The organism is Burkholderia sp. JKS000303, from assembly GCF_002563755.1.
Classification (GTDB): domain Bacteria; phylum Pseudomonadota; class Gammaproteobacteria; order Burkholderiales; family Burkholderiaceae; genus Burkholderia; species Burkholderia anthina_B.
Genome location: NZ_PDBZ01000002.1, coordinates 344,227 through 364,764 on the forward strand (window position 1 = coordinate 344,227; position 20,538 = coordinate 364,764).

23 protein-coding genes are annotated in these 20,538 nt (G+C 64.8%); 17 read left to right on the forward strand and 6 right to left on the reverse strand.

Going from position 1 to position 20,538, the window contains the following annotated elements; genetic code table 11:
• Positions 1-214: 214 nt before the first annotated feature.
• Genes BX604_RS23580 through BX604_RS23590 form a run of 3 tightly spaced genes read left to right on the forward strand, consistent with a single transcriptional unit; the run spans position 215 to position 2,826 of the window.
• Entirely contained in the window at positions 215-1,480 is a 1,266-nt protein-coding gene (locus tag BX604_RS23580) for a styrene monooxygenase/indole monooxygenase family protein (protein WP_143748087.1), read from the forward strand.
• Positions 1,470-2,012: a flavin reductase family protein gene (locus tag BX604_RS23585; RefSeq protein WP_098553265.1), complete on the forward strand. Its 543-nt coding sequence runs from the start codon at positions 1,470-1,472 to the stop codon at positions 2,010-2,012. The genes BX604_RS23580 and BX604_RS23585 overlap by 11 nt, the downstream gene beginning before the upstream one ends.
• 1 nt (position 2,013) lies before the next feature.
• Positions 2,014-2,826: an SDR family oxidoreductase gene (locus BX604_RS23590; protein ID WP_098553266.1), complete on the forward strand. Its 813-nt coding sequence runs from the start codon at positions 2,014-2,016 to the stop codon at positions 2,824-2,826.
• 58 nt (positions 2,827-2,884) lie between these two features.
• On the opposite strand, the gene BX604_RS23595 is transcribed toward BX604_RS23590, so the two are convergent.
• From BX604_RS23595 to BX604_RS23610, 4 genes are all read right to left on the reverse strand, one after another.
• A complete protein-coding gene (locus BX604_RS23595; RefSeq protein WP_098553267.1) occupies positions 2,885-3,169 on the reverse strand; it encodes a SemiSWEET transporter in 285 nt (94 codons plus the stop codon).
• Positions 3,170-3,200: 31 nt separating this feature from the next.
• Positions 3,201-4,211, reverse strand: coding sequence for a 2Fe-2S iron-sulfur cluster-binding protein (locus tag BX604_RS23600; protein ID WP_098553268.1), 1,011 nt, complete (start codon positions 4,209-4,211; stop codon positions 3,201-3,203).
• Between the two features lie 13 nt (positions 4,212-4,224).
• Positions 4,225-4,554: a non-heme iron oxygenase ferredoxin subunit gene (locus BX604_RS23605; protein ID WP_096504748.1), complete on the reverse strand. Its 330-nt coding sequence runs from the start codon at positions 4,552-4,554 to the stop codon at positions 4,225-4,227.
• Between the two features lie 146 nt (positions 4,555-4,700).
• Complete coding sequence (locus tag BX604_RS23610; protein ID WP_098553269.1) at positions 4,701-6,170, reverse strand: PAS domain S-box protein; 1,470 nt, start codon at positions 6,168-6,170, stop codon at positions 4,701-4,703.
• A 215-nt stretch (positions 6,171-6,385) separates the two neighbouring features.
• Here BX604_RS23610 and BX604_RS23615 point away from each other — a divergent pair, with 215 nt between their 5' ends.
• The 6 genes from BX604_RS23615 to BX604_RS23640 all read left to right on the forward strand — a co-directional run bounded on the left by BX604_RS23615 (position 6,386) and on the right by BX604_RS23640 (position 12,731).
• Positions 6,386-7,726 (forward strand): acetamidase/formamidase family protein, encoded by a 1,341-nt coding sequence (locus BX604_RS23615; RefSeq protein WP_098553270.1) that lies wholly within the window; start codon positions 6,386-6,388, stop codon positions 7,724-7,726.
• A gap of 58 nt (positions 7,727-7,784) precedes the next feature.
• Positions 7,785-8,984 carry an aromatic ring-hydroxylating oxygenase subunit alpha gene (locus BX604_RS23620; protein WP_098553271.1) on the forward strand — a complete coding sequence of 400 codons (1,200 nt, stop codon included), beginning with the start codon at positions 7,785-7,787 and terminating at the stop codon, positions 8,982-8,984.
• 14 nt (positions 8,985-8,998) lie between these two features.
• Entirely contained in the window at positions 8,999-9,340 is a 342-nt protein-coding gene (locus BX604_RS23625; protein WP_098553272.1) for a hypothetical protein, read from the forward strand.
• Positions 9,341-9,414: 74 nt separating this feature from the next.
• Positions 9,415-9,906 (forward strand): nuclear transport factor 2 family protein, encoded by a 492-nt coding sequence (locus tag BX604_RS23630; RefSeq protein ID WP_179894863.1) that lies wholly within the window; start codon positions 9,415-9,417, stop codon positions 9,904-9,906.
• A gap of 303 nt (positions 9,907-10,209) precedes the next feature.
• A complete protein-coding gene (locus BX604_RS23635; protein WP_257146405.1) occupies positions 10,210-11,283 on the forward strand; it encodes a porin in 1,074 nt (357 codons plus the stop codon).
• A gap of 17 nt (positions 11,284-11,300) precedes the next feature.
• Positions 11,301-12,731, forward strand: a complete 1,431-nt coding sequence (locus BX604_RS23640) for a purine-cytosine permease family protein (protein WP_098553275.1) — start codon at positions 11,301-11,303, stop codon at positions 12,729-12,731.
• A gap of 62 nt (positions 12,732-12,793) precedes the next feature.
• On the opposite strand, the gene BX604_RS23645 is transcribed toward BX604_RS23640, so the two are convergent.
• Positions 12,794-13,444 carry a response regulator transcription factor gene (locus tag BX604_RS23645; protein ID WP_098553276.1) on the reverse strand — a complete coding sequence of 217 codons (651 nt, stop codon included), beginning with the start codon at positions 13,442-13,444 and terminating at the stop codon, positions 12,794-12,796.
• A 401-nt stretch (positions 13,445-13,845) separates the two neighbouring features.
• On the opposite strand from BX604_RS23645, the gene BX604_RS23650 reads away from it, so the two are divergent.
• Genes BX604_RS23650 through aroQ form a run of 8 tightly spaced genes read left to right on the forward strand, consistent with a single transcriptional unit; the run spans position 13,846 to position 19,532 of the window.
• Positions 13,846-14,796 carry a ketopantoate reductase family protein gene (locus BX604_RS23650; protein WP_098553277.1) on the forward strand — a complete coding sequence of 317 codons (951 nt, stop codon included), beginning with the start codon at positions 13,846-13,848 and terminating at the stop codon, positions 14,794-14,796.
• Positions 14,793-15,185 carry a VOC family protein gene (locus BX604_RS23655; protein WP_098553278.1) on the forward strand — a complete coding sequence of 131 codons (393 nt, stop codon included), beginning with the start codon at positions 14,793-14,795 and terminating at the stop codon, positions 15,183-15,185. The genes BX604_RS23650 and BX604_RS23655 overlap by 4 nt, the downstream gene beginning before the upstream one ends.
• A gap of 11 nt (positions 15,186-15,196) precedes the next feature.
• Entirely contained in the window at positions 15,197-15,655 is a 459-nt protein-coding gene (locus BX604_RS23660) for a MaoC family dehydratase (RefSeq protein ID WP_098554008.1), read from the forward strand.
• Positions 15,655-16,878, forward strand: coding sequence for a CaiB/BaiF CoA transferase family protein (locus BX604_RS23665; RefSeq protein WP_098553279.1), 1,224 nt, complete (start codon positions 15,655-15,657; stop codon positions 16,876-16,878). The genes BX604_RS23660 and BX604_RS23665 overlap by 1 nt, the downstream gene beginning before the upstream one ends.
• Positions 16,875-17,708, forward strand: a complete 834-nt coding sequence (aroE, locus tag BX604_RS23670; RefSeq protein ID WP_098553280.1) for a shikimate dehydrogenase — start codon at positions 16,875-16,877, stop codon at positions 17,706-17,708. Before BX604_RS23665 ends, aroE begins: the two co-directional genes overlap by 4 nt.
• 52 nt (positions 17,709-17,760) lie before the next feature.
• Positions 17,761-18,021, forward strand: a complete 261-nt coding sequence (locus tag BX604_RS23675) for an MHS family MFS transporter (protein ID WP_143748088.1) — start codon at positions 17,761-17,763, stop codon at positions 18,019-18,021.
• A gap of 1 nt (position 18,022) precedes the next feature.
• Positions 18,023-19,075, forward strand: a complete 1,053-nt coding sequence (locus BX604_RS23680; protein WP_098553282.1) for a Gfo/Idh/MocA family protein — start codon at positions 18,023-18,025, stop codon at positions 19,073-19,075.
• A gap of 19 nt (positions 19,076-19,094) precedes the next feature.
• Positions 19,095-19,532: a type II 3-dehydroquinate dehydratase gene (gene aroQ / locus BX604_RS23685; protein ID WP_098554009.1), complete on the forward strand. Its 438-nt coding sequence runs from the start codon at positions 19,095-19,097 to the stop codon at positions 19,530-19,532.
• 168 nt (positions 19,533-19,700) lie between these two features.
• On the opposite strand, the gene BX604_RS23690 is transcribed toward aroQ, so the two are convergent.
• Positions 19,701-20,534, reverse strand: a complete 834-nt coding sequence (locus BX604_RS23690; protein WP_098553283.1) for a shikimate dehydrogenase family protein — start codon at positions 20,532-20,534, stop codon at positions 19,701-19,703.
• Between the last annotated feature and the right edge of the window lie 4 nt (positions 20,535-20,538).

Genomic DNA, 20,538 nt, shown 5'->3' on the forward strand with positions numbered 1-20,538 from the left:
CGAGAGATGAGAAGGGTGATCAAGTCGGCATCGGTTCACGACGGGAGACACGCGCAGGGCTCGACCTGCCAGCCCGGGCAACGGGACGGATACTGTCCCCCCCGCGCCGGCGCATAAGTGCTTCCATCTAGGGTCGTAAGTAGCCGAGCGAATTTACCGACCCTGTTCAGCCTCCTACGCTACGCATAACCCAAACAAACAGGAGGCGTGAAACGTGAGAAAGATCGGAATCGTAGGAGGCGGGCAGGCCGGGTTTCATCTGGCATTCGGTTTGCTCGACCGGGGGCATGAGGTCACCGTGTATACGGACCGCACGCCGGATCAGCTGCTGGCGGGCAAGATCCCGAGCACCGCGTTTCTGTTCAATGAAACGCTGGACTGGGAACGCCGGCTTGGCCTGAATTTCTGGGAGGACGTCGCACCCGCCGGCGAGGGGATGCTCGTCGATTTCCGGGAACCGTCCGGCGCAAGCGTGATGACGGTCAAGGGGCGGTTGCACGACAGATCGGGGCAGGCGATCGACCAGCGCACGAAATTCGCGCGCTGGACCCAGGAATTCGAACGGCGCGGCGGCACCCTCGTGTTTCGGGCAGTCGATATCGACGAACTGGACGATATCGCCGGCGCCAACGACCTGACATTGATCGCGTCCGGAAAGGGCGCGATCAATGCATTGTTCGCGCGCGACGCCGCGCGCAGCGTGCACGACAAGCCGCCGCGCAATCTTGCGGCAATGCTGCTCAAGGGACCGCAGATCGTCGGCGATCGTCCGTGGCCGAAGGCCGACTTCCGGCCGCTGCGGTTCAATTTCATCTTCGGTGTCGGCGAATTCTTCTCGCTGCCGTTCTATTCGCATGCTGTCGGTGAATGCCGGAGCTTTCTGTTCGAAGCGCGTCCGGATGGCGAGATGGATCGTTTCCAGGCCGCGACGGACGGCAACGAACTGCTAGAGATCGCACGCGGCGTGCTGCGCGACTTCGCGCCGGAGGATGCCAGCCTGCTCGACGATGCGCAGTTGACCGATCCGAACGCGTGGCTCAAGGGTGCGTTCACGCCGACCGTGCGCCATCCGGTCGGCCGCCTGGCATCCGGGCGCATCGTGATGGGCGTCGGCGACACGGTGTGCCTGAACGATCCGATTGCCGGTCAGGGGGCGAACAATGCGTCGCGGATGGCGGATCATCTGATGAAAGCGATCGACGTGCACGGTCGCGAACCGTTCGATGCCGACTGGATGCAGCAGACCTTCGACACGTTCTGGGACGAGTCGGCCCGCTATACGACGGCATTCACGAATGCGTTGCTCGAACCGCCGGGCGACGCGGTGATGCACGTGTTGCGCGCGGCGTCGAGTCAGCGGGCGGTGGCGGACGATTTCGTGCGCTGTTTTCAGCGTCCGCGCGAGTTCTGGCCGTGGATCGCCGATTTGCCGGAGGCACAGCGCTTCGTCGCGGAGCGGGTGGCATGCGATGCGGCATGACCACGACATCGTCGAGCACGCATGGCACCATCATCACGAGATTCCGCAGGCGCCAGGCGACTTCCGGCGCGCACTCGGCTGCTTCGCGACCGGCGTGACCGTCGTCACGACGGTGGACGGCGACGGCCGCCGGATCGGCCTGACCGCGAACTCGTTTTCGTCGGTCTCGATCGATCCGCCGCTGATCCTGTGGAGTCTGGCGCGCCGTTCGCCGAACCTGCGCGCGTTCGAGCATTGCCGCTTCTTTGCGGTCAACGTGCTGGCCGCCTCGCAGCAGGCGATCTGCACACGCTTTGCAACGCCGATCGACGACCGCTTTTCCGGCGTCGATACGGTCGACGGGCAGGGCGGCGTGCCGCTGATCTCGGGCGCGCTCGCGCAGTTCGAATGCGAGAACGAGATCGTGCACGCGGGCGGCGACCACGCGATCTTCATCGGGCGCGTCAATCGCTTCCGCTGGCGCGAACAGGTGCCGCTGGTGTTCTGCATGGGCGCGTTGCGCGAGCTGGACACGAACCGACAGGAAAGCTGACATGAATCCATCGACAGTCTGGGGCATCGAAGGAAAAACCGCGATCGTCACGGGCGGCGCGACATTGATCGGCGCGGCGGTCGCGCGCGCACTCGGCGACGCCGGCGCGAACGTCGCGGTGGCCGACATCGACGTCGCGCGCGGTCGCGCGCTGGCCGATTCGCTCGGCGCGCGCGCGGCGTTCATCGAGACCGATCTCGCCGACGATGCGGCCGTTCGCGGATGCGTGCACGCGACGCATGCGCGGTTCGGACGGATCGACATGCTGGTCAACGTCGCGTGCGCGTATGTCGACGATGCGCTGTCGTCGACGCGCGCACAGTGGCATGCGGCGTTCGACGTCAACGTGATCGGCGCATGCCTGCTGTTGCAGGCCGCGCATCCGTTCATGTGCGAGGCGGGCGGCGGCGCGGTCGTGAACTTCGGGTCGACGAGCGCGTCCGCCGCACAGGCGGGCCGCTGGCTGTATCCGGCCAGCAAGGCGGCGATCCTGCAACTGACGCGCAGCCAGGCGCTGGATCTGGCGCGCGACAATATCCGTGTGAATGCGGTGTCGCCGGGATGGACGTGGTCCGGTGTGCTCGACTCGATATCGGGTGGTGACAAGCACCGGACCAACGCGGTCGCGCGGAAATTTCACATGCTTGGCCGTATTGGAGAACCGGAGGAGGTGGCCAACGCGGTGTTGTTCCTCGTCTCCGACAAGGCGTCGTTCATCACCGGCGCGAATCTGGCCGTCGACGGCGGCTATTCGGCGATGGGCCCCGAGCAGGGCCTGTCGCCGATCGGCGAATTGATGACGCCGGCCATCTGAACGGCACGGGCGTCGGTCGGCAGTATCGCGACCGACGCCTGTTCTTCCTTTCCTGACATCAATTTCCCGACTTGCGGGCTGCGGACCGCGCTTCGGCGCGGTATTTCAGCACGATGATCGTGACGGCGAGCAGCAGCACGACGGCATTGTTCAGTGCGACCGGCAATGCGCCGATCGCGATGCCGTAGTACAGCCACAGGCTGACGCCGGCGATGAAGCACGCGTACATCGTGTAGGAGATGTCGCGTGCGGAGCCCGAACGCCGGATCTTGACGACTTGAGGTACGAACGAAACGGTCGTCAGTATTCCGGCGACCAGGCCGACGGCATCGGTGAGGGTCATGGTGCGCCACCTGTAACGTGAAGGGAGCGGGTCAAAAGAACCGGTCGAAGTGCACTTGCGACACGGGTACGCCGTGCCGCGCGTGCAGCACGGCCTGCATCGCCTGGATCATCGGCGGCGGGCCGGCCATGTAGTACTCGTGGTCGGCAAGACGCGCACCGAGAACGTCCTCGACGTATTCGTGCACGAAGCCGGTACGTCCCGACCAGCCATCGGCGCCGTCGGGCGACGAGACTGCCGGATGGAACACGAGATGCTCGCCGTAGCCGGGCAGCGCGCGCAGTTGCGCGTCGCCGCATACGTCGCGCGGCGTGCGTGCGCCATAGAAGAAATGCAGACGGCGCGGGCCGAGCATGCCGGCGTGGGCCATGCCGCGTGCGATCGACAGCATCGGCGCGAGCCCCGATCCGCCTGCGACGCACACGACGTCGCGCGCCGGTTCCGGACGCAGGAAGGCCATCCCGTACGGGCCGTCGAGCATCACGCGCTCGCCCGGCTTCACGCGGTCGAACAGCATCGCGGACCCGGCGCCACGTTCGACACGGCGCACCTGGAAATGCCAGTCGCCGTCGTCGTTCGGCAGGTTCGCCATCGAGTAGGCGCGCGTGCCGGCGATGCCGGGCAACTGCAGCACCGCGAATTGTCCGGGACGAAAGACGGCGGGCGCATCGGTGCGGAAGCGGAGCTCGCGGATGTCGTGCGTGACGTCGTCAGTCGCCATCAAGGTCGCGATCTGCCTGCGCGGCGGCTGGGCGGCGCGACAGGCGTCGTCGAGCCGGACCTTGATGCGGCAGTCGTTCGTCGGGCGGCACTGGCATGCAAGCTGGCGGCCTTTCGCACGATCGCGTGCCGACAGCCCGGGCGCAGCGTCCCACAGCACGTCGACGCTGCCTTCGAGCAATTCGAACTTGCAGGTCCCGCAGGCGCCCGCGGTGCATTCGTACGGCATGCCCAGGCCGGCCCGCAGGCCGGCGCCAAGCACAGTATCGTTAGGATCGCACATAAAGCTGTGTGCCGATCCGTCGAGAAGGATCTCCGGCATGGGGCGTCCTCCGTCAATCGGCGATGCGAATGCCGACCGCGTCGTCTTCGACGACGACTGCATACGTCTTCAGGTCGACGATGCAGGGCGCACCGACGGCCTTGCCGGTGCGAATGTCGAAGGCGCCCTGATGGAACGGGCACTCGACGACTTCGCCATCGATTTCGCCGTCGCACAGCGACGCTTCGCCGTGCGTGCAGGTGTCGTCGGTGACATGAAACCGGCCGTCGAGATTGAAGACCGCGACAGGCGCGCGGCCGGCGAGTTCGACGCGCTTCGCGCATCCGTGCGGCACGTCGGACGTGCGGCAAAGAAAATGGATCGTATGTTCGGCTACCGTCATGATCGTGTTCCCTGGTTGTCGACGTTCATGAACCGGCGCGCGATGTCGCGCCGGCTCCGCTGCCTGCGGAACGTCATGGCTTCAGGGTACTGACGGCGGCGGGACGGATAAATTGGATCGACTGCTTAGCGAATACAGGTTTTCGCTTATTGCCGCCGCGTGCCGGGCGCGCCTTCCGCACTCGTGACCCACAGATGTCCGCCATGCGTATCGACGATCGAGTGGCAAAGCGACAGCCCGAGCCCGAGGCCCGCGTGCTTGGTCGAGAAGAACGACGCGAAGATGCGGTCCGGACTCACGCGCGGCAGGCCGGGGCCGGTATCGGATACGGTGATCTGCACATTGCCGTTGGTGCGCCTCGCGACCGAGATGCGCAGTTCGCGGCGTTCGAGCGGGATGCCCGACATCGCCTCGATCCCGTTGACCGCCAGGTTGATCACGACCTGCTGGATCAGCACGTCGTCGCATTCGATTTCGCATGGCGCGTCGTCGAGTTCGTACGCGACCGTCACGTCGCTTTGCCGCGCGCGCAGCGCGATCAGGTCGGCGATATCCTGCACCAGCGTGCGTATGTCGATCACCTGGCGTTGATAGGTCCGGTTGCACGTGAATTCGCGCACCTTGTTGATGATGCGGCCGGCTCGCTCTGCTTCGTGCTGCGCGAGCTCCAGTGCGTGCAGCAGATCGTCGGCCGAAAAATTGCCGGACTGGATGCGCCGGCGGCACCCCGCAACGAAGTTGACGATGGCGAAGAACGGCTGGTTCAGCTCGTGCGCGAGCGCGGTGGCCATCTCGCCGGTCGTCGAGATGCGCGAGATCCGGCTGAGTTCGAGCGCGCGGGCGCGGGCGGTTTCCTCGGCCCGGACGCGTTCGGTGACGTCGCGGAAATTGACCAGGATTCCGTTGACGGCCGGATCGTCGAGCAGGTTCCGGCAGCGCGCCTCGTGGATCCGCCACGTGCCGTTGCGGTGCTGGATCCGGTAGCCGAGGTTGGCGCTCGCGCCCGGTGCCAGCGCGCGCAACGTGTCGCGCACCGGTTCGACGTTTTCCGGTGCGATGAAGGCATAGACGGACCGACCGATCAGCACCCGCGCGGAGACACCGAGCAGCGAATGGATCGACGGCCCGAGGAAGCGGACGATGCCGTCGGCGGACAGGATCGCGATGCCGTCCGACGAACGCTCGATCAGCTTGCGATAGTACCGTTCGCGTTCCTTGAGCGCGGCGTGGGCTTCCTTGCGCTCGGTGATGTCGCGCGCCATCGCGATCACGCGGTCGATCCCGTTCAGCGTGATGCGCTTCAGACTCACCTCGACCGGCGTTTCGCGGCCCTGCGCATTGCGGATCACCCATTCGAAGATCACGGTATCGCCGGAATCGCGCGCCTCCCACACGCGCCTCAGCCCGCCTTCGGTGTCGTAGGGAGAGTGGTTCCGGGTCAGCTCGCCGATCGACATCCCGCGCAATTCGTCGATCGAGTGCCCGTACATCTCGCATGCCTTGCGATTGGCGTCGAGGATTTCCCCGCTGTCCATGTCGTGGATCACCATGATGTCGTTCGCGTGGACGAAGACTTCCTGGTAGTTGGTCCGGCTCAATTGACTGACGGAATGCATGACGGGGCGCCCCGGGGTAATCCGGCTGTCAGCATAGCACCGCGACAGCGCGCGGCTCGCGTGCCGACCGGCCGTTAAGTGTTATCACTTAATACGCTAATTGACCGACCGGATAACGGCCGGCAGGCGATTTCCTTACGCTTGAGTGCACTGATCAACAAGAAGCGGAAGACGTGACGCGCAGTCCCGTTCCGCATTCGAGCGAGGAGACATTCATGAGCCATCCCCCTTCGGCCGAACCGCAGGACGTCGTCGAGGTCGGCACGTATACGCGCGGCGTCATCGGGCCGCGTCTGACCATGCTCGGCCCGGTCAGCGACGGCGGGCGCATCGTGACGGGTACGCCGCCCGGCTGCTGGGGGCCGATGATCACGCCGATCTTCCAGGGCGGGCACGAGGTCACGCAACCGGTGGCCGTCGACGGCGCTGAAATCGGCGACGCCGTGGCATTGAAGATCCTGCGTTGCGACGTGACGTCGCTCGCGACGTCGTCGGGCGTGATGGCGTTCGTCGAAGGCCGCTATGTCGGCGACCCGTTCGTCGCGAAGCGATGCACGACCTGCGGCACCGACAGTCCGCCGAGTCACGTCGAGGGTACCGGCGACGACGCGATCCACTGCAGCGTCTGCGGCGCCGAGGTCAATGCGTTCCGCTTCAGCCACGGCTACGTGATCGCGCTCGACCGCGAGCACCGCGTGTCGCTGACCGTCGACAAAGCGGCCGCGCAGCGTATCGCCGGGATGCCGGGCAAGATGGCGCGCCTGCCGGCGTCGTCCGAACAGCATTCGATCCTGTCGCTTGCACGCGCCGACATGAGCGGGCTGGCGGCGCACATGCAGCCGTTTCTCGGCAACATCGGCACGATCCCGTCGGTCGACATGCCGGACTCGCACAACGCGGGCGATTTCGGCGCGTTCCTGATCGATGCGCCGCATGCGTTCGGCATGTCGCGCGAAACGCTCGATGCGAACAAGACCGACGGTCACATGGATACCAACAGCGTGCGCGAGGGCGCGATCTTGATCTGCCCCGTCAAGGTGCCGGGCGCCGGCGTGTACATGGGCGACATGCATGCCCAGCAGGGCAATGGCGAGATTGCCGGCCACGCGACCGACGTCGCGGGCGAGGTCGAGCTGCAGGTCGAGGTGATCAAGGGCCTGACGCTCGACGGGCCGATCCTGCTGCAGCGACCGGACGACCTGCCGCCGATGGCGCGGCCGATGACTGCGGCACAGCGCGCGCATGTCGTGGCGCTCGCGGAACGCTACGGGCAGCGCGAGATCGAGGAGAACGCGCCGATCACCTTCATCGGCTCGGGCACCACGCTCAACGACGCGACGAAGAACGGTCTGCAGCGCGCGGCGAATGTCACGGGGCTGCCGTACGACGAGATCCTCAACCGCGCGACGATCGCGGGCTCGATCGAGATCAGCCGCCTGCCGGGCGTCGTGCGGGTCACGTTCCTGTGCCCGATGCCGATTCTCGAGCGGATCGGCATCGCGCACCTGGCGCGGGCGCAATACGGACTCGACGATGGCGCGCATCACCGGATCTGAACCGCGTGCCGGTCGACACGATAGAGGAAGGCGAATCAATTCATTGAGAGGAGCAACGATGGACACCACCAATACCCTGAGATGGGCGGCCAAGTATCCGGAACTCGGCACGGAGCCGATTCCTGTCGAACCTTGCGTATCGCCGGAATTCTACGAACGCGAAAAAGAGCGCGTGTTTTCGAAGACCTGGCTGAAGGTCGGGCGCATCGAGGACATTCCGAAGGTCGGCGACTACAAGGTCAAGAAGATCCATTTCGCGAAGACGTCGGTGATCCTGATGCACGGCAAGGACGGCAGGATCCGCGGCTTTCACAACACCTGCTCGCACCGCGGCAACAAGGTCGTCGTCGAGCATGGCGAGGAGACCTTCGGCCGCAACAAGGCGGCGGTCGTCACGTGCCGGTTCCATGGCTGGGTCTACGACGGCCAGGGCAAGCTCGTGCAGGTGCCCGAGGAAGAGCGCTTTCCGTCGTGCTTCGACAAGGCGTCGAGCGGGCTGACGCCGATCCATACGGAGGTGTGGGAGGGCTTCATCTTCATCAACCTGGCCGCGCAACCGGAGCGCTCGCTGCCCGACTATCTCGGCGGCCTCGGGCATCATCTCGCGGGCTATCCGTTTCACGAGATGAGCCAGTGCTTCAGCTACAACACGGTGCTCGACTGCAACTGGAAGATCGCGCTCGACGCGTTCTCCGAGGCCTATCACGTGTCGACCATCCATGCCGGCTCGTTCCCGAACGTGTTTTCGAGCGGGCTGACCGACGTCGCGCTGTTCGACGAGCATCGCACGACCGGCATTTGCCTGACGCTCAATGCCACGCCGACGCCGGTCGCCGGCATCGCGAACGACCTGACGGGCGCGTCGCTGGTCGCGCAACGCGGCTCGTCGATGCTGCCGCCGGGCGTGAACCCCGACCGCCGTGGCGACTTCTCGTTCGAACTGAGCGTCGTGTTCCCGAACATCCTGATCCACATCTCGGAAGGCATCTGGTTCACGCATCAGTTCTGGCCGCTGTCGCATGACAAGACGCTGTGGGAGGGCAAGTACTACGTGAAGCCGCCGAAGACCAACAGCGAACGCTGGGCCGTCGAATTCGCGCAGGTGCTGCAACGCAACGCGTGGCTCGAGGATACGGCGACGATGGAGGACACGCATGCGGCGCTCGCATCCGGCGCGAAGCAGCACATGTTCCTTCAGGACGAGGAAATCCTGCTGCGACATGGGTACAAGGTCCTCGAGCACTACATGGAACAATGACGGAGACGCACGCAATGGACAATCTGCTTCCGAAGGAATTCGACATGCTCGAGCCGCTCGTCGCGGCGTGGGCCCTCCCGACCCAGAACGAACGGCAGCGGCGCCGCATCGGATCGTCGCGCGGCGAGCTGCGCTACTTCTACGACAACATGCTGCCCCGGTTGCCGTCGATCCTGACGTACCTCGACCGCTATCCGATCGGCGAATTGCCCGCGGACGCCGCACGATTGCTGGCGCTGGCACTGTCGCTCGCCGAGGTCGCCCCGCACATCGAACTGTATGGCGGCGATCCGAAGGTGCCGTACAGCTTCGATGAAGCGCGCTTCGTCGCCGAGCACGGCGACGCGCGGCACTGAACCGCCGAAGCATGCCCGGCGCATGCCCGGTGTCCGGCCGGACATCGGGCGCATTCCTGCAAGGAGACCGGCCGATGACCGCATCGACACTCGCTCGACGCATTGCACGGCTCGAGGCAATCGCCGAGATCGGCCAGCTCGTCGGCCGCTACGCCTATGGGGCCGACCGCCGCAACGATGCGGCGTTGATGGCCCCGCTCTTCAGTCGTGACGCGGTGTGGGAGGCCAATGGCTTCGGGCGTCATGAGGGGCGCGACGTCATTACCGAGCAACTCGCGCGGATCGGCAGCGAGCAGATCGTCTGGAGCCTGCATTACATGAGCGCGCCGGTGATCGAGATCGACGAGACGCTGCTGAGCGGGCGATGCCGATGGCATCTGTGGGAGCTGGCGCAGATCCGCCAGGGCCGTGACGATGCCGAGCCGCCGGCCGCCCACTGGATCGGCGGCGAGTATGACAGCCGTGTCGCGATCGACGAAGGGCAGTGGCGCTTCCAGCGTGTGTTTCTCGATCTTCGCCTCATTCATCGACACGACGCTGCGTGGTTGCCTCGCTCGTCTTCCTGACCCGTTCGGCTGTGCCGCGACGACAGGGCGCTTCATCCGGCCGCGTGCAGACGCGGCCTTTTTTTCGTGCAGTGCGGCACGGTTCGAGCGTCACATCGAATCAGAAGACAAATAAGTATTCCCATCTAGTTTCTTACGTGCGCGACCGAATGTCGGCAGCAATTTCGGCTTCTTAACTTGGAGTCGATGCGAATCCGCCGAATTCGTGATCGGGATGGCCCGTGCGTCGATGCATCGGGCCGGCCGTTTCCGGCAAGCGTCTGCAGGCATGACTCGAACTACCGAAACCACGGGAGACACACAGTGAAGAAAACCGGATGGATGGCGATGGCCGTCATGGGCGTACCGCTGGCGGCCGCCGCACAAAGCAGCGTCACGTTGTACGGCGTGCTGGATGCCGGCGTGACCTTCATCAGCAATCAGGGCGGGAGCCGCAACACGGTGATGTCGACCGGGATGCAGGTTCCCAATTTGTTCGGCCTGCAAGGCAGCGAGGATCTGGGCGGCGGGCTCAAGGCGATCTTCAAGCTGGAAGGGCAATTCGGCCTCGAGAACGGCCAGTCGATCGGCGGCGGCGCGTTCGGTCGGCAGACGTATGTCGGACTGGCAAGCCCGTGGGGCACGCTGACGTTCGGCAACCAGTACGAGTTCATGTTCGAGTCGCTGTCCGCGAAGCGTCTCGGTCAGTCGCTCGGCTACGTCAGCCTGTATAACCTGCAGCAGGGGCCGTTCCAGGGGCTCGGCACGCCGTACGGCGGCCTCGATTTCAACCGCGTCGCCGGTGCGTTCCGGGTCGCCAACGCGGTGAAGTACGAGACGCCGGACTACCGCGGGCTCGATGCGGGCGTGATGTACGGCTTCGGCGGCGTCGCGGGCTCGTTCGGGACCGACAGTACGATCAGCGCGGGCATCAACTATGCGAACGGCCCGCTCGGGCTGAATGCGGCCTACACCTATGCGAAGGATCCGTCGATCAACAACGGGCGCGACGGCATCCGCAACTGGGGGCTCGGCGGCCGATACACGATCGGCAAGCTGCAGCTCGACGCGATGTATACCAACACGCGCAACACGTTCAGCAACGCGCACGTCGACGTGTATCAGGCCGGCATCGACTACATGTTTTCACCGTTCACGATCGTGCATGGCGACTACCAGTACATGAAGGGCAACGCGACACTCGGCAACAACAAGGCGCATCAGTTCGGCGTGACGCTCGACTACTGGCTGTCCAAGCGCACCGATATCTATACGAATCTGGTCTATCAGCGCGCGAGCGGAAATGCCGACGCGAACGCGTGGATATCCGGGTTGTCGGCGCCTGCCGCCGGCGGCAACCAGACGGCCGTGCGCATCGGCATGCGCCACCTTTTCTGAGCCTCGAGGACGTCATCATGCATAGCGAATCCAATCTCACTTCGCGTACCGACGATCATGCGCTGGAGGCCGTGCCCGACAACGAGCGCCAGAACTGGCTGCAGTTGTCGTGGAGTACCGCGGGCATCGTCACGACGCTGATCCAGTTGTTCGTCGGCGCGCTCGTCACGTTCGTCGCAGGCATCCGGATCGGGCTGCTCGCCGGCGTATTCGTGGCCGTCGCCGGCGCGCTGCTCGGCTGGGGCGCGGGCCATATCGCGTACCGCACCGGGCTGTCGAGCACAGTGCTGTCGCGCCGGCACGGTCTCGGGCCGCGCGGCTCGGCGCTGCTCGCGCTCGTGTTCGGCTTCATGATTACCGGATTCATCGCCCTCGAAAACGCACTGCTCTACAAGGGCTTCCTGTTCTACCTCGACCGGCCCGACACACTCGACATGCGCATCGTCGTGTATGGTGCGTTGTCGGTCGCGTGGATCCTGCTGACGGCCTTCGGCTTCAGGCTGGTCGCGCGCGTGTCGTCACTGGCGCTGCTCGCGTTCGTCGCCGTGCTCGTCTTCATGATGGTGGAGGTCATCACCGCGTCCGGACAATCGTGGGCGTCGGTCACGCAGTTCGGCGCGCAGATGCCGATGGACGCGCTGCGCGCGCTCGGCGCGGACACCGACGCCGGCAAGTTCAGTTTCTGCGTGAACGTGATGATCGGATCGGCCGGCGCGCTGGCGCTGATCGATGCCGATCTCGGACGTTATGCGAAATCGTCGCGCGACATCGCGATTGCCGCGGTGATCGGCAATCTGTTCATGGATGTCGTGATGGTCGCCGTCGGCGGGATCGTGATGTACGCGGGCATGGACCAGATCGTCGCCCATCACATGAAGGCCGGCGGCATGACAGAGGCGGCCGCGCGGACGCTCGCGCTGCAGAGCCCCGACAGCGTCGCCGTCGCGTTCATCGTGTTCGGCGGCTTGCTCGGCACGTTGCTGATGGTGTTTGCCCAGTCGAAGGCGCAGGTGCTCAATACGTACAGCGCGTCGCTTTCGCTGACCAATCTCGCGGACGTGCTGTTCGACTGGCGGCCGGGCCGGCTGACGTTCGTCGTGCTGGCCAACGTGCTGGCCTGCCTGATGCTCGTCGGTTCGATCCTCGCGTGGTTCAACTCGTTCATCACGGTGCTGGGCGTGCTGACCACCGGCTTCGCCGGGATCATCATCGCCGACTATCTGCTCGTCGGCCGCCTGTCGGGTTTCTCGGCGCCGCCGGCCGAGGAGATCAACTGGGCCGGCGTCGTGACGGTCGGGGCGGGTTTCGTGCTGGCGCACTACGTGCTGGAACGGGTCGTGCCGATCGAGTTCTTTACGTCGCTGATCACGTCGTTCGTGCTGTATCCGGTGCTGCGCGTCGGCATGCTCAAGCGCATGAAGCCGGTGCGCGGGCAGATCGAGGGCTGACCGGCACGGCATCCGGCGTGCGCCCGTGCCGATGCACGGGCGCACGCCGGTTCGGCCGCAGGTCACTCTTCGTGCTGCGTCGTGCCGCGCATGCCGAGCCGCACGAGTTCGGCAAGCGACGTTGCGCCGAGTTTCTCGCGGATGTGCGCGCGATGCACTTCGACCGTCTTGTAGCTGATGTTCAGTTCGGCGGCGATCACCTTGGATGCCTTGCCCTCGATCAGCAAGTCGAACACTTCGCGTTCGCGCGCCGACAACTGCTTGAGCAGGTCCTGCGTCTGGCTGTCTGCCCGGGCCTGCCGGTATTCGCGCAGGCCGACCTTCAGCGCATCGGCGACCTTGTCGATCAGATCCTGGTCGTTATAAGGCTTCTCAAGAAAATCGTAGGCGCCGCCCTTCATCGCGCGAACGGTCATCGGGATGTCGCCATGCGCGCTCAGGAAGATGATCGGAAGCCGGAATCCGGCGGCGCGCATGCTTTCCTGCAATTCGAATCCACCCATGTACGGCATGCGAATGTCGAGCAGCAAGCAGCCGGGGATCTCCGGATCGGCGCCGGACAGAAACTCGCGCCCGTTCGAGAATACATCCACCCGGTGTCCGACCGATTCGAGCAACCAGCGCAGCGACACGCGTACCGCTTCGTCGTCGTCCACGACGTAGATTCTGGGTTCGGGGTCGCGGGAGGGCGAACTCGATCGACGGCTGTCCATATGCGTTTCCTGTTTCGTTGCTGCTTTTTCGGTAAGGTGGGGCGGGTAGTTGGATATCCTGATTCAGGATCGAAATCGCGTCCGAACCTGTCGCGGTCCGCTGGAGGCAGTGGGATTTCGGTGTAGGCACCGTGGAAATTCTATCGTCTCAATATTGACCGGGACAGCCGGGAAAGTCCTCACCGGTCGTGTGTATGCGGCAGGGGAGTCGGGGCGCGGGCCATGATTCGAAGCAACCCTGTTTTCCGACCCGTTCCTGACCACAAGGCTCAACGCCCTCCCCGGTAGTATTTCGGCCAGATCCCTACCAGTATTGCAGTACGCAATGGCGCCATTAAAGCCATTGCATTGCCAGCATGCAGGCGGGAACCGTATCTTCGTCTCCATTCAAGGAGACAGATATGAAGATCGCATTTCTGGGCGCCGGCGCGCTGGGTTGCGCCATCGGTTCCGCGCTGACGGAAGGCGGCCACGAGACATGGCTCGTGGACCGGTTTGCCGCTCACGTCGATGCCATGTCCCGCGACGGCCTCCAGGTCGACGACGAGCGCGGCACGCGCCGCGTCGCGGTGCGCGCGACGACGCATCCGGCCGAAGTCGGTCCGGTCGATCTCGTCGTCGTGCTGGTCAAGTCGTTCCACACGGATTCGGCGATGCGCGGTGCGCGCGATCTCGTTGGTCCTGAAACGGTCGTGCTGTCGCTGCAGAACGGGCTCGGCCACGAAGACGTGCTGAGCGAGATCGTCGGACGCGAGCGCGTGCTCGCCGGCAAGACCTACGTTGGCGGCGTCCTGCGTGCGCCAGGCCATATTCAATCCGGCATGACGGGCAAGCTCACGATCATCGGCGAACTCGACGGCCGCATCACGCGCCGCGCGCAAGCGATTGCGGATGCGTTCAACAGCGCCGGCCTGACGACCACGGTCAGCGACAACATCGTCGGCACGATGTGGGACAAGTTGCTCATCAACGTCGCGACGGGCGCGATCACGGGCATTACACGCCTTACCTACGGCCAGCTCTACGACGAGCCCGTTCTGAAAGCCGCGTCGCTTGCGGCCATCGACGAAGCGATGACGGTCGCGCAAGCCGCCGGTATCGCGCTTTCGATCAGGAACGCCGAAGAAGCCTGGAATATGGCGGCCGAGGGCCTTTCACCCGCGTTCAAAACCTCGATGCTGCAAAGCCTCGAGAAGTCGTCGGTCACCGAAATCGACTTCATCAACGGCGCGGTGGTGCGCTGGGGCGAACGGGTGGGCGTGCCGACACCGGTGAACGCGACGCTCGTCGCATGCATCAAGGGCATCGAACGCGCGATGACGGACCGCCTGCGAGACGGAGTCCCGGCATGAGCGCACCGAAAGCCTATCTCGAACACGTCGCCATCTGGGTGAAGGACATCCACTGGCATATCCGCTTCTTCGAACAGGTGCTCGGCATGACGATGCGGGAAGTCGACGGCACGCGCGAGGCGCCGCGTCAGTACTGGACGCTGGGCGGCCTGCAGTTCATCAGCGCGCCGCAGCACGAGGGAGCCGAAGGCCGGCTCGCGCATCTCGGCGTGATGTGCGAAGACCTCGAAGCGGCGATCGCCGCCGCGCAAGCGTTCGGTGTCACCGAGCTGCCGCAGGGACGCAACTGGCTGCGTCTGCCCGACGGGCTCGTCGTCGAACTCATTCAGGCCCGGCCTGCCACCTGCGTCGCGCAGGCGCTGGCGATCAACCCACGCGCGGAGGCGTGAGCATGAGCACCATCACCATCACCGAAAAATACTGGGACGATGCGCGGGAAGGCGACGCATGCGTCAGCCCGACCTACACCGTCACGAAAGAACGCATCCTCGCGTATGCCGATCTCACCGGCGATCACACGCCTGTTCATGTCGACGAGGCATACGCGAACGCGAGCCACTTCGGCTGCATCGTCGCGCACGGCCTGTTCGGCTTGTCCATCGCGGACGGCCTCAAGACGCGAAGCGACTATCGCTTCCTGCCGGGCATGTCGCTCGGATGGACATGGGACTTCCTGTTGCCGATCAAGGTCAACGACGTGCTGCATGTGACGTTCCGGGTGGGTGCCCTGCGTGCGAGCAAGAGCCGTCCGGGTTGGGGCATCGTCGTGTTGCCGTCGGAGCTGATCAATCAGAACGGCGAAGTCGTTCAACGTGGCGAGCATCGTCTGATGATCCCGCGCCGCCCGGGAGCGAACTGATGCAGCCCCGTCCCCTCGAAGGCATCCGCGTCGTCGATTACAGCCACTTTCTCGCCGGCCCGTATGTCGGACGATGCCTGGCGGCACTCGGCGCGGAAGTGATCAAGGTCGAGCGTCCCGGCAGCGGCGATGCGGGTCGCCAGCATGCGACGATTCTCGACGACCAGCAAAGCGCGTATTTCCTGCAACTCAACATGGGCAAGCGCGGCGTCAGCGTCAACATGAAGGATCCGCGCGGCAAGGCGTTCATGCAGCGCCTGTGCGATTCGGCGGATGTGTTCATCGAGAACTACCGGCCCGGCGCGCTCGACAAGCTCGGCCTCGGTTATGCCGCGTTGTCGGAACGCAATCCGGGCCTCGTCTACTGCTCGATTTCGGCGTATGGGCACACCGGTCCCGACGCGCACCGCGCGGGCTTCGGGCTCATCGCGGAAGCCAGGAGCGGCATCATGCAAATGATCGGCAACGCGGGCGAGCCGCCGCCGCTCATGCGCATTTCGCTCGGCGACATGTACACCGGCATTCACGCGGTCGCGGCCATCAACGCCGCACTGTTCGGCCGCGTGAAGAGCGGACGCGGTCAGCATATCGACATGGCGCTGTACGACACGCTCTTCTCGATGCATGAATACGCGGTCCAGTGCTACACGATGCAGGGCGTGGTGCCCGAGCAAACGGGGCACGACATGCCGACATCGACGTTGTACGGCGTGTTTCGCGCGGCGGACGGCGATCTCGTCATCGCCGCGCAGGTCGATGATTCCTGGAAGCGATTCGCGACGGTCGTCGAACAGCACGGCGGTCCGGCCGGGTTCAGCGCCGACGCGCGGTTTCACGACCTGAACGGGCGCAATGCACATCGCGAGGAGATTCTCGCGGTCGTGAAGCCGTGGGTGGCCGCGCGCGCCGTCGCGGACGTGCTGGCGCTGCTCGATGGCGTCGATGTGCCGAGCGCGAAGGTTCAGCGCATCGACGAGGTTGTCGCCGATCCGCAGATCGTCGCGCGCGGCATGGTGATCGAGCAGACGCACCCGCGCTTCGGAACATTGCGGCTGCCGAACCTGCCGTTCCGCTTCTCCGACTGCGACACGTCCATCCGCGACGTCGGCCCCGATCTCGGTCAGCACAACGAGGAAGTCGCGCGATCGCTGGGTTTCAGCGCAGCCGAGATCGACGCGATGCAGACCGATGGCGTGCTCTTTTCGAAGCCGGGGGCGCGATGAGCGATCGCTACGCGGTCATCGGCAATCCGATCGGCCATACGAAATCGCCGCTGATTCACGGTCTTTTCGCACAGGAGACCGGGCAGGACATCGCGTATGCCGCCATCGAAGGTCCGCTGGCGCCGACCAGCGCCTTCAGCGATACGGTGCGGGCCTTCGTCGCGGCGGGCGGCAAGGGCATGAACGTCACCGCGCCCTTCAAGCTGCAGGCGTTCGCCATGGCTGACGAACGTAGCGAAAGGGCCGTGCTCGCGGGCGCCGTCAACGCGATGAAGTTCGAGAACGGGCGCATCGTGGCGGAGAACTTCGACGGCGTCGGCCTCGTGCGCGACATCGAGATCAACCTGCATCGGCCGATGGCGGGCAAGCGCGTGCTGGTGCTCGGCGCGGGCGGCGCGGTGCGCGGCGCGTTGCTGCCGTTCATCGCGGCGGGGCCTGCGCAACTCGTGATAGCCAACCGTTGCGTGGACAAGGCGGAGGCGCTCGTCGGACAGGTCGCGGCAGGCGCAATGCTCGCCGCGTGCGGTTATGCCGCGCTTGAATCGATGGGGCAGTTCGATCTCGTCGTCAACGCAACCTCCGCGAGCCTGACCGGGCAATTGCCCCCCGTTCCGCCGGGCGTCTTCAGCGCGGCCGGCACCGCCTATGAGCTGGCGTACGGAAAGGGCCTCACGCCGTTCCTGCAGCTCGCGCGCCGGGCGGGCGTGCAGCACATCGCCGATGGCGTCGGCATGCTGGTCGAGCAGGCTGCGGAAGCGTTCGCATGGTGGCGCGGGGTTCGTCCGCGCACGCAGGCCGTTATCGACCAGCTGACCGTCCCGCTCGATTGACGAAGGGCGCATCGGCGGTGCGTTGTGCGACCGGATCGGACACCGCCGCGCGATGCTGCTGTGCTCGGTGCAGTTTCATGCAGGCGTTCGGCCGGCCTGTTTCGCCGAGGCATTTCCGACGGAATTCCGTTATCGCGGCTCGGCCGTCGCCTATAACCTCGCGGTCGTCATCGGCAGCAGTGCACCGTTCACCGCGACACTGATTCAGACACATTCCGGCGGCGCGATCTGGCCGATCGTCGCGTTCGGCATCGTGTTCAACCTTGTTTCGATGTGGGCGATTCACGTCGGCCACGAAAGCCACGGAGAGTGACATGGAAAAAACGCGTATCGCGGTAGCCGGTGCCGGTTACATCGGGCTCGAACATATACGTGTGGTTCGCGAAAGCGCGACATGCGTGCTCTCGGCGGTGATCGATCCGTCCGATGAGGCGGCGGACGTCGCCGCCAAAGCGGGCGTGCCGCACTACCGCTGCCTCGACGAACTCTTCGAGAAGGATCGCCCCGACGGCGTGGTGCTCGCGACACCCAACACGCTTCACGCGGAACACGCACGCTTGAGCATGCAGGCCGGCGTGCCGATGCTGCTCGAGAAGCCCGTCGCCGCCACGGTGGAGCAGGCGGAAGCGCTCGTCGCCGAGGTCGAGCGCTACGGCGCGTGCGTCCTGATCGGTCATCATCGCGCGCATAGTCCGATCATGGCGCGGGCGAAGGAGATCGTCGACGAGGGAAGGCTTGGCCCGCTGGTCGCGGTGATGGGCAGCGCGTTGTTTTTCAAGCCCGATCACTATTTCGCGGATGCGCCGTGGCGCAAGGAACCGGGTGCGGGCCCGATCCTGCTCAACATGATTCACGAGATTCACAATCTGCGGATGCTGTGCGGCGACATCGTGGCGGTGCAGGCGTTTTCGTCGCATGCGACACGCGGCTTCGCCGTCGAGGATACCGTCGCCATCAATCTGCGTTTCGCGCGCGGCGCGCTCGGCACGTTCCTGCTGTCGGATACGGCCGCCAGCGCGCGTAGCTGGGAACAGACGTCGCAAGAGAACAAGGCCTACGCGTCCTATTCCGACGAGGATTGCTATGTGATCGCCGGCGCCTCCGGATCCTTGTCGATCCCGACGATGCGTCTCAAGACCTACGGAAAGGATGAAGACCGGTCCTGGTGGAAGCCGTTCGATGTCAGCGTGGCCGACACGACGCGCGACGATCCGCTCAAGTATCAGATGGAACACTTCGGGCAAGTCGTGCGTGGCGAAGCCAAACCGATCGTCACCGCGCGCGACGGCCTGCAAAATCTGCGCATCACCGAGGCGATCGTGAAAGCCGCGGAAACCGGCGCAGTCGTCGAAACGACGTCACTCTGAAACTCGATACAGGTCAATGATGAAAACTTTCCTCATGCTGCACGGCATCAACCACAACATGTTCGGCAAGCGCGATCCGGTTCAATACGGAACGGCCACGCTCGCCGATATCGACGCTCAACTTCAGGCGCTCGCCACGGAGCTTGGCGTCGCGGTCGAGAGCTATCAGACGAACAGCGAAGGCGACATGTGCCTGCGAATCCATCAGGCGTTCGTCGACAAGGTCGATGGCGTACTCATCAATGCCGGCGCATGGACGCATTACAGCTACGGGATCCGGGACGCGCTCGCCATCCTGACGGTGCCCGTCGTCGAGATTCACATGTCCAACATCCACGCGCGCGAGACCTTCCGCCATCATTCCGTGTTCGCCGAGATCGTGAAGGGGCAGATTTGCGGCTTTGGTCTCGACAGCTATTCGCTCGGGCTACGGGCGGCGGTATCGGCCGCCGCCTGACGTTTCAAGCATCGGCCCACGCGCGGCGCAGGAGCGCCGCGCTTCGGCGCATCCGTCGAGCGTGGATGCGAAGTTTTCTTCCGCATCGCACGGCGACCAATCTTCGGGAATGTTGCGGGTTCAGCCGCTGGCCGGCACGACTTGTGGCTCGTTGCGGGACAGGGTGAATCAGTATTCGAGCGTGGCGACGGAGCGCAGAACGTCGGCCGTCGTGCTCGGAAATCCGAAGAATTCGAGGTAGGCGGGAATCTGTTCGAATAGCATGTCCGCGCCGACCTGAAAGCGGCAACCGCGCGCCTGCGCGGCCTTCAGGAATGCCGTCATTTCCGCCTTCATCACGACTTCGCCGATGAACGTGTCGGGCGAAATCCGCGTGACGTCGACGGGAAGCGGGTCGTCATCGTTCATGCCCATCGGCGTGGCGTTGACGACGAGGTCGTAGCCGGCCGGATCGTTGCTGCCGGTGAGCAATTCGAGCTGCGGATAATGAGCCGCCAACCGGTCTCGAAGACCCTGCGCGGATTCGTGCCGCACATCGTAAAGCGACAGCGACGCAATGCCTGCCGCCGCGAGCGATGCCGCGATGGCTGAACCGACACCACCTGCACCGACCACGAGCACGCGCGCGCCTTCGAGTTTGCAGCCCTTGCGCCGCACGCCGCGCACGAAGCCTTCGCCGTCGAACATGTCGCCGATGAGACGGCCGTCTTCCGCACGGCGCACCGCGTTGCACGAGCCGGCAATTTTCACGGCGGGCGTGACTTCGTCCAGCAGCCCGACGGTCGTGACCTTGTGGGGCATCGTGATCAGCGCGCCACGGATATTTTCGAGCGTGAAAACCGACCGCAGAAACGCGGGGAACGCCTCCGCCTTGCATCCCGCCGGGACGACGATCGCATCGATCCCGGCATGATCGAAGTAAGGGTTGTAGATCATCGGCGACTTGAACGAATGTGTCGGGAAACCGATGTGCGCGATGATGGCAGTGTTGCCCGAGATCATGCAT

Excerpts from the sequence above, each read along its gene's own strand:
- BX604_RS23640 (WP_098553275.1), top strand. The coding sequence starts at position 11,301 with ATGCATAGCGAATCCAATCTCACTTCGCGTACCGACGATCATGCGCTG.
- BX604_RS23610 (WP_098553269.1), bottom strand. The coding sequence starts at position 6,170 with ATGCATTCCGTCAGTCAATTGAGCCGGACCAACTACCAGGAAGTCTTC.
- BX604_RS23605 (WP_096504748.1), bottom strand. The coding sequence starts at position 4,554 with ATGACGGTAGCCGAACATACGATCCATTTTCTTTGCCGCACGTCCGAC.
- BX604_RS23625 (WP_098553272.1), top strand. The coding sequence starts at position 8,999 with ATGGACAATCTGCTTCCGAAGGAATTCGACATGCTCGAGCCGCTCGTC.
- BX604_RS23650 (WP_098553277.1), top strand. The coding sequence starts at position 13,846 with ATGAAGATCGCATTTCTGGGCGCCGGCGCGCTGGGTTGCGCCATCGGT.
- aroQ (WP_098554009.1), top strand. The coding sequence starts at position 19,095 with ATGAAAACTTTCCTCATGCTGCACGGCATCAACCACAACATGTTCGGC.
- BX604_RS23620 (WP_098553271.1), top strand. The coding sequence starts at position 7,785 with ATGGACACCACCAATACCCTGAGATGGGCGGCCAAGTATCCGGAACTC.
- BX604_RS23680 (WP_098553282.1), top strand. The coding sequence starts at position 18,023 with ATGGAAAAAACGCGTATCGCGGTAGCCGGTGCCGGTTACATCGGGCTC.
- BX604_RS23665 (WP_098553279.1), top strand. The coding sequence starts at position 15,655 with ATGCAGCCCCGTCCCCTCGAAGGCATCCGCGTCGTCGATTACAGCCAC.
- BX604_RS23600 (WP_098553268.1), bottom strand. The coding sequence starts at position 4,211 with ATGCCGGAGATCCTTCTCGACGGATCGGCACACAGCTTTATGTGCGAT.
- BX604_RS23585 (WP_098553265.1), top strand. The coding sequence starts at position 1,470 with ATGCGGCATGACCACGACATCGTCGAGCACGCATGGCACCATCATCAC.
- BX604_RS23655 (WP_098553278.1), top strand. The coding sequence starts at position 14,793 with ATGAGCGCACCGAAAGCCTATCTCGAACACGTCGCCATCTGGGTGAAG.
- BX604_RS23590 (WP_098553266.1), top strand. The coding sequence starts at position 2,014 with ATGAATCCATCGACAGTCTGGGGCATCGAAGGAAAAACCGCGATCGTC.
- BX604_RS23690 (WP_098553283.1), bottom strand. The coding sequence starts at position 20,534 with ATGATCTCGGGCAACACTGCCATCATCGCGCACATCGGTTTCCCGACA.
- BX604_RS23595 (WP_098553267.1), bottom strand. The coding sequence starts at position 3,169 with ATGACCCTCACCGATGCCGTCGGCCTGGTCGCCGGAATACTGACGACC.
- BX604_RS23645 (WP_098553276.1), bottom strand. The coding sequence starts at position 13,444 with ATGGACAGCCGTCGATCGAGTTCGCCCTCCCGCGACCCCGAACCCAGA.
- BX604_RS23630 (WP_179894863.1), top strand. The coding sequence starts at position 9,415 with ATGACCGCATCGACACTCGCTCGACGCATTGCACGGCTCGAGGCAATC.
- BX604_RS23675 (WP_143748088.1), top strand. The coding sequence starts at position 17,761 with ATGCTGCTGTGCTCGGTGCAGTTTCATGCAGGCGTTCGGCCGGCCTGT.
- BX604_RS23615 (WP_098553270.1), top strand. The coding sequence starts at position 6,386 with ATGAGCCATCCCCCTTCGGCCGAACCGCAGGACGTCGTCGAGGTCGGC.
- aroE (WP_098553280.1), top strand. The coding sequence starts at position 16,875 with ATGAGCGATCGCTACGCGGTCATCGGCAATCCGATCGGCCATACGAAA.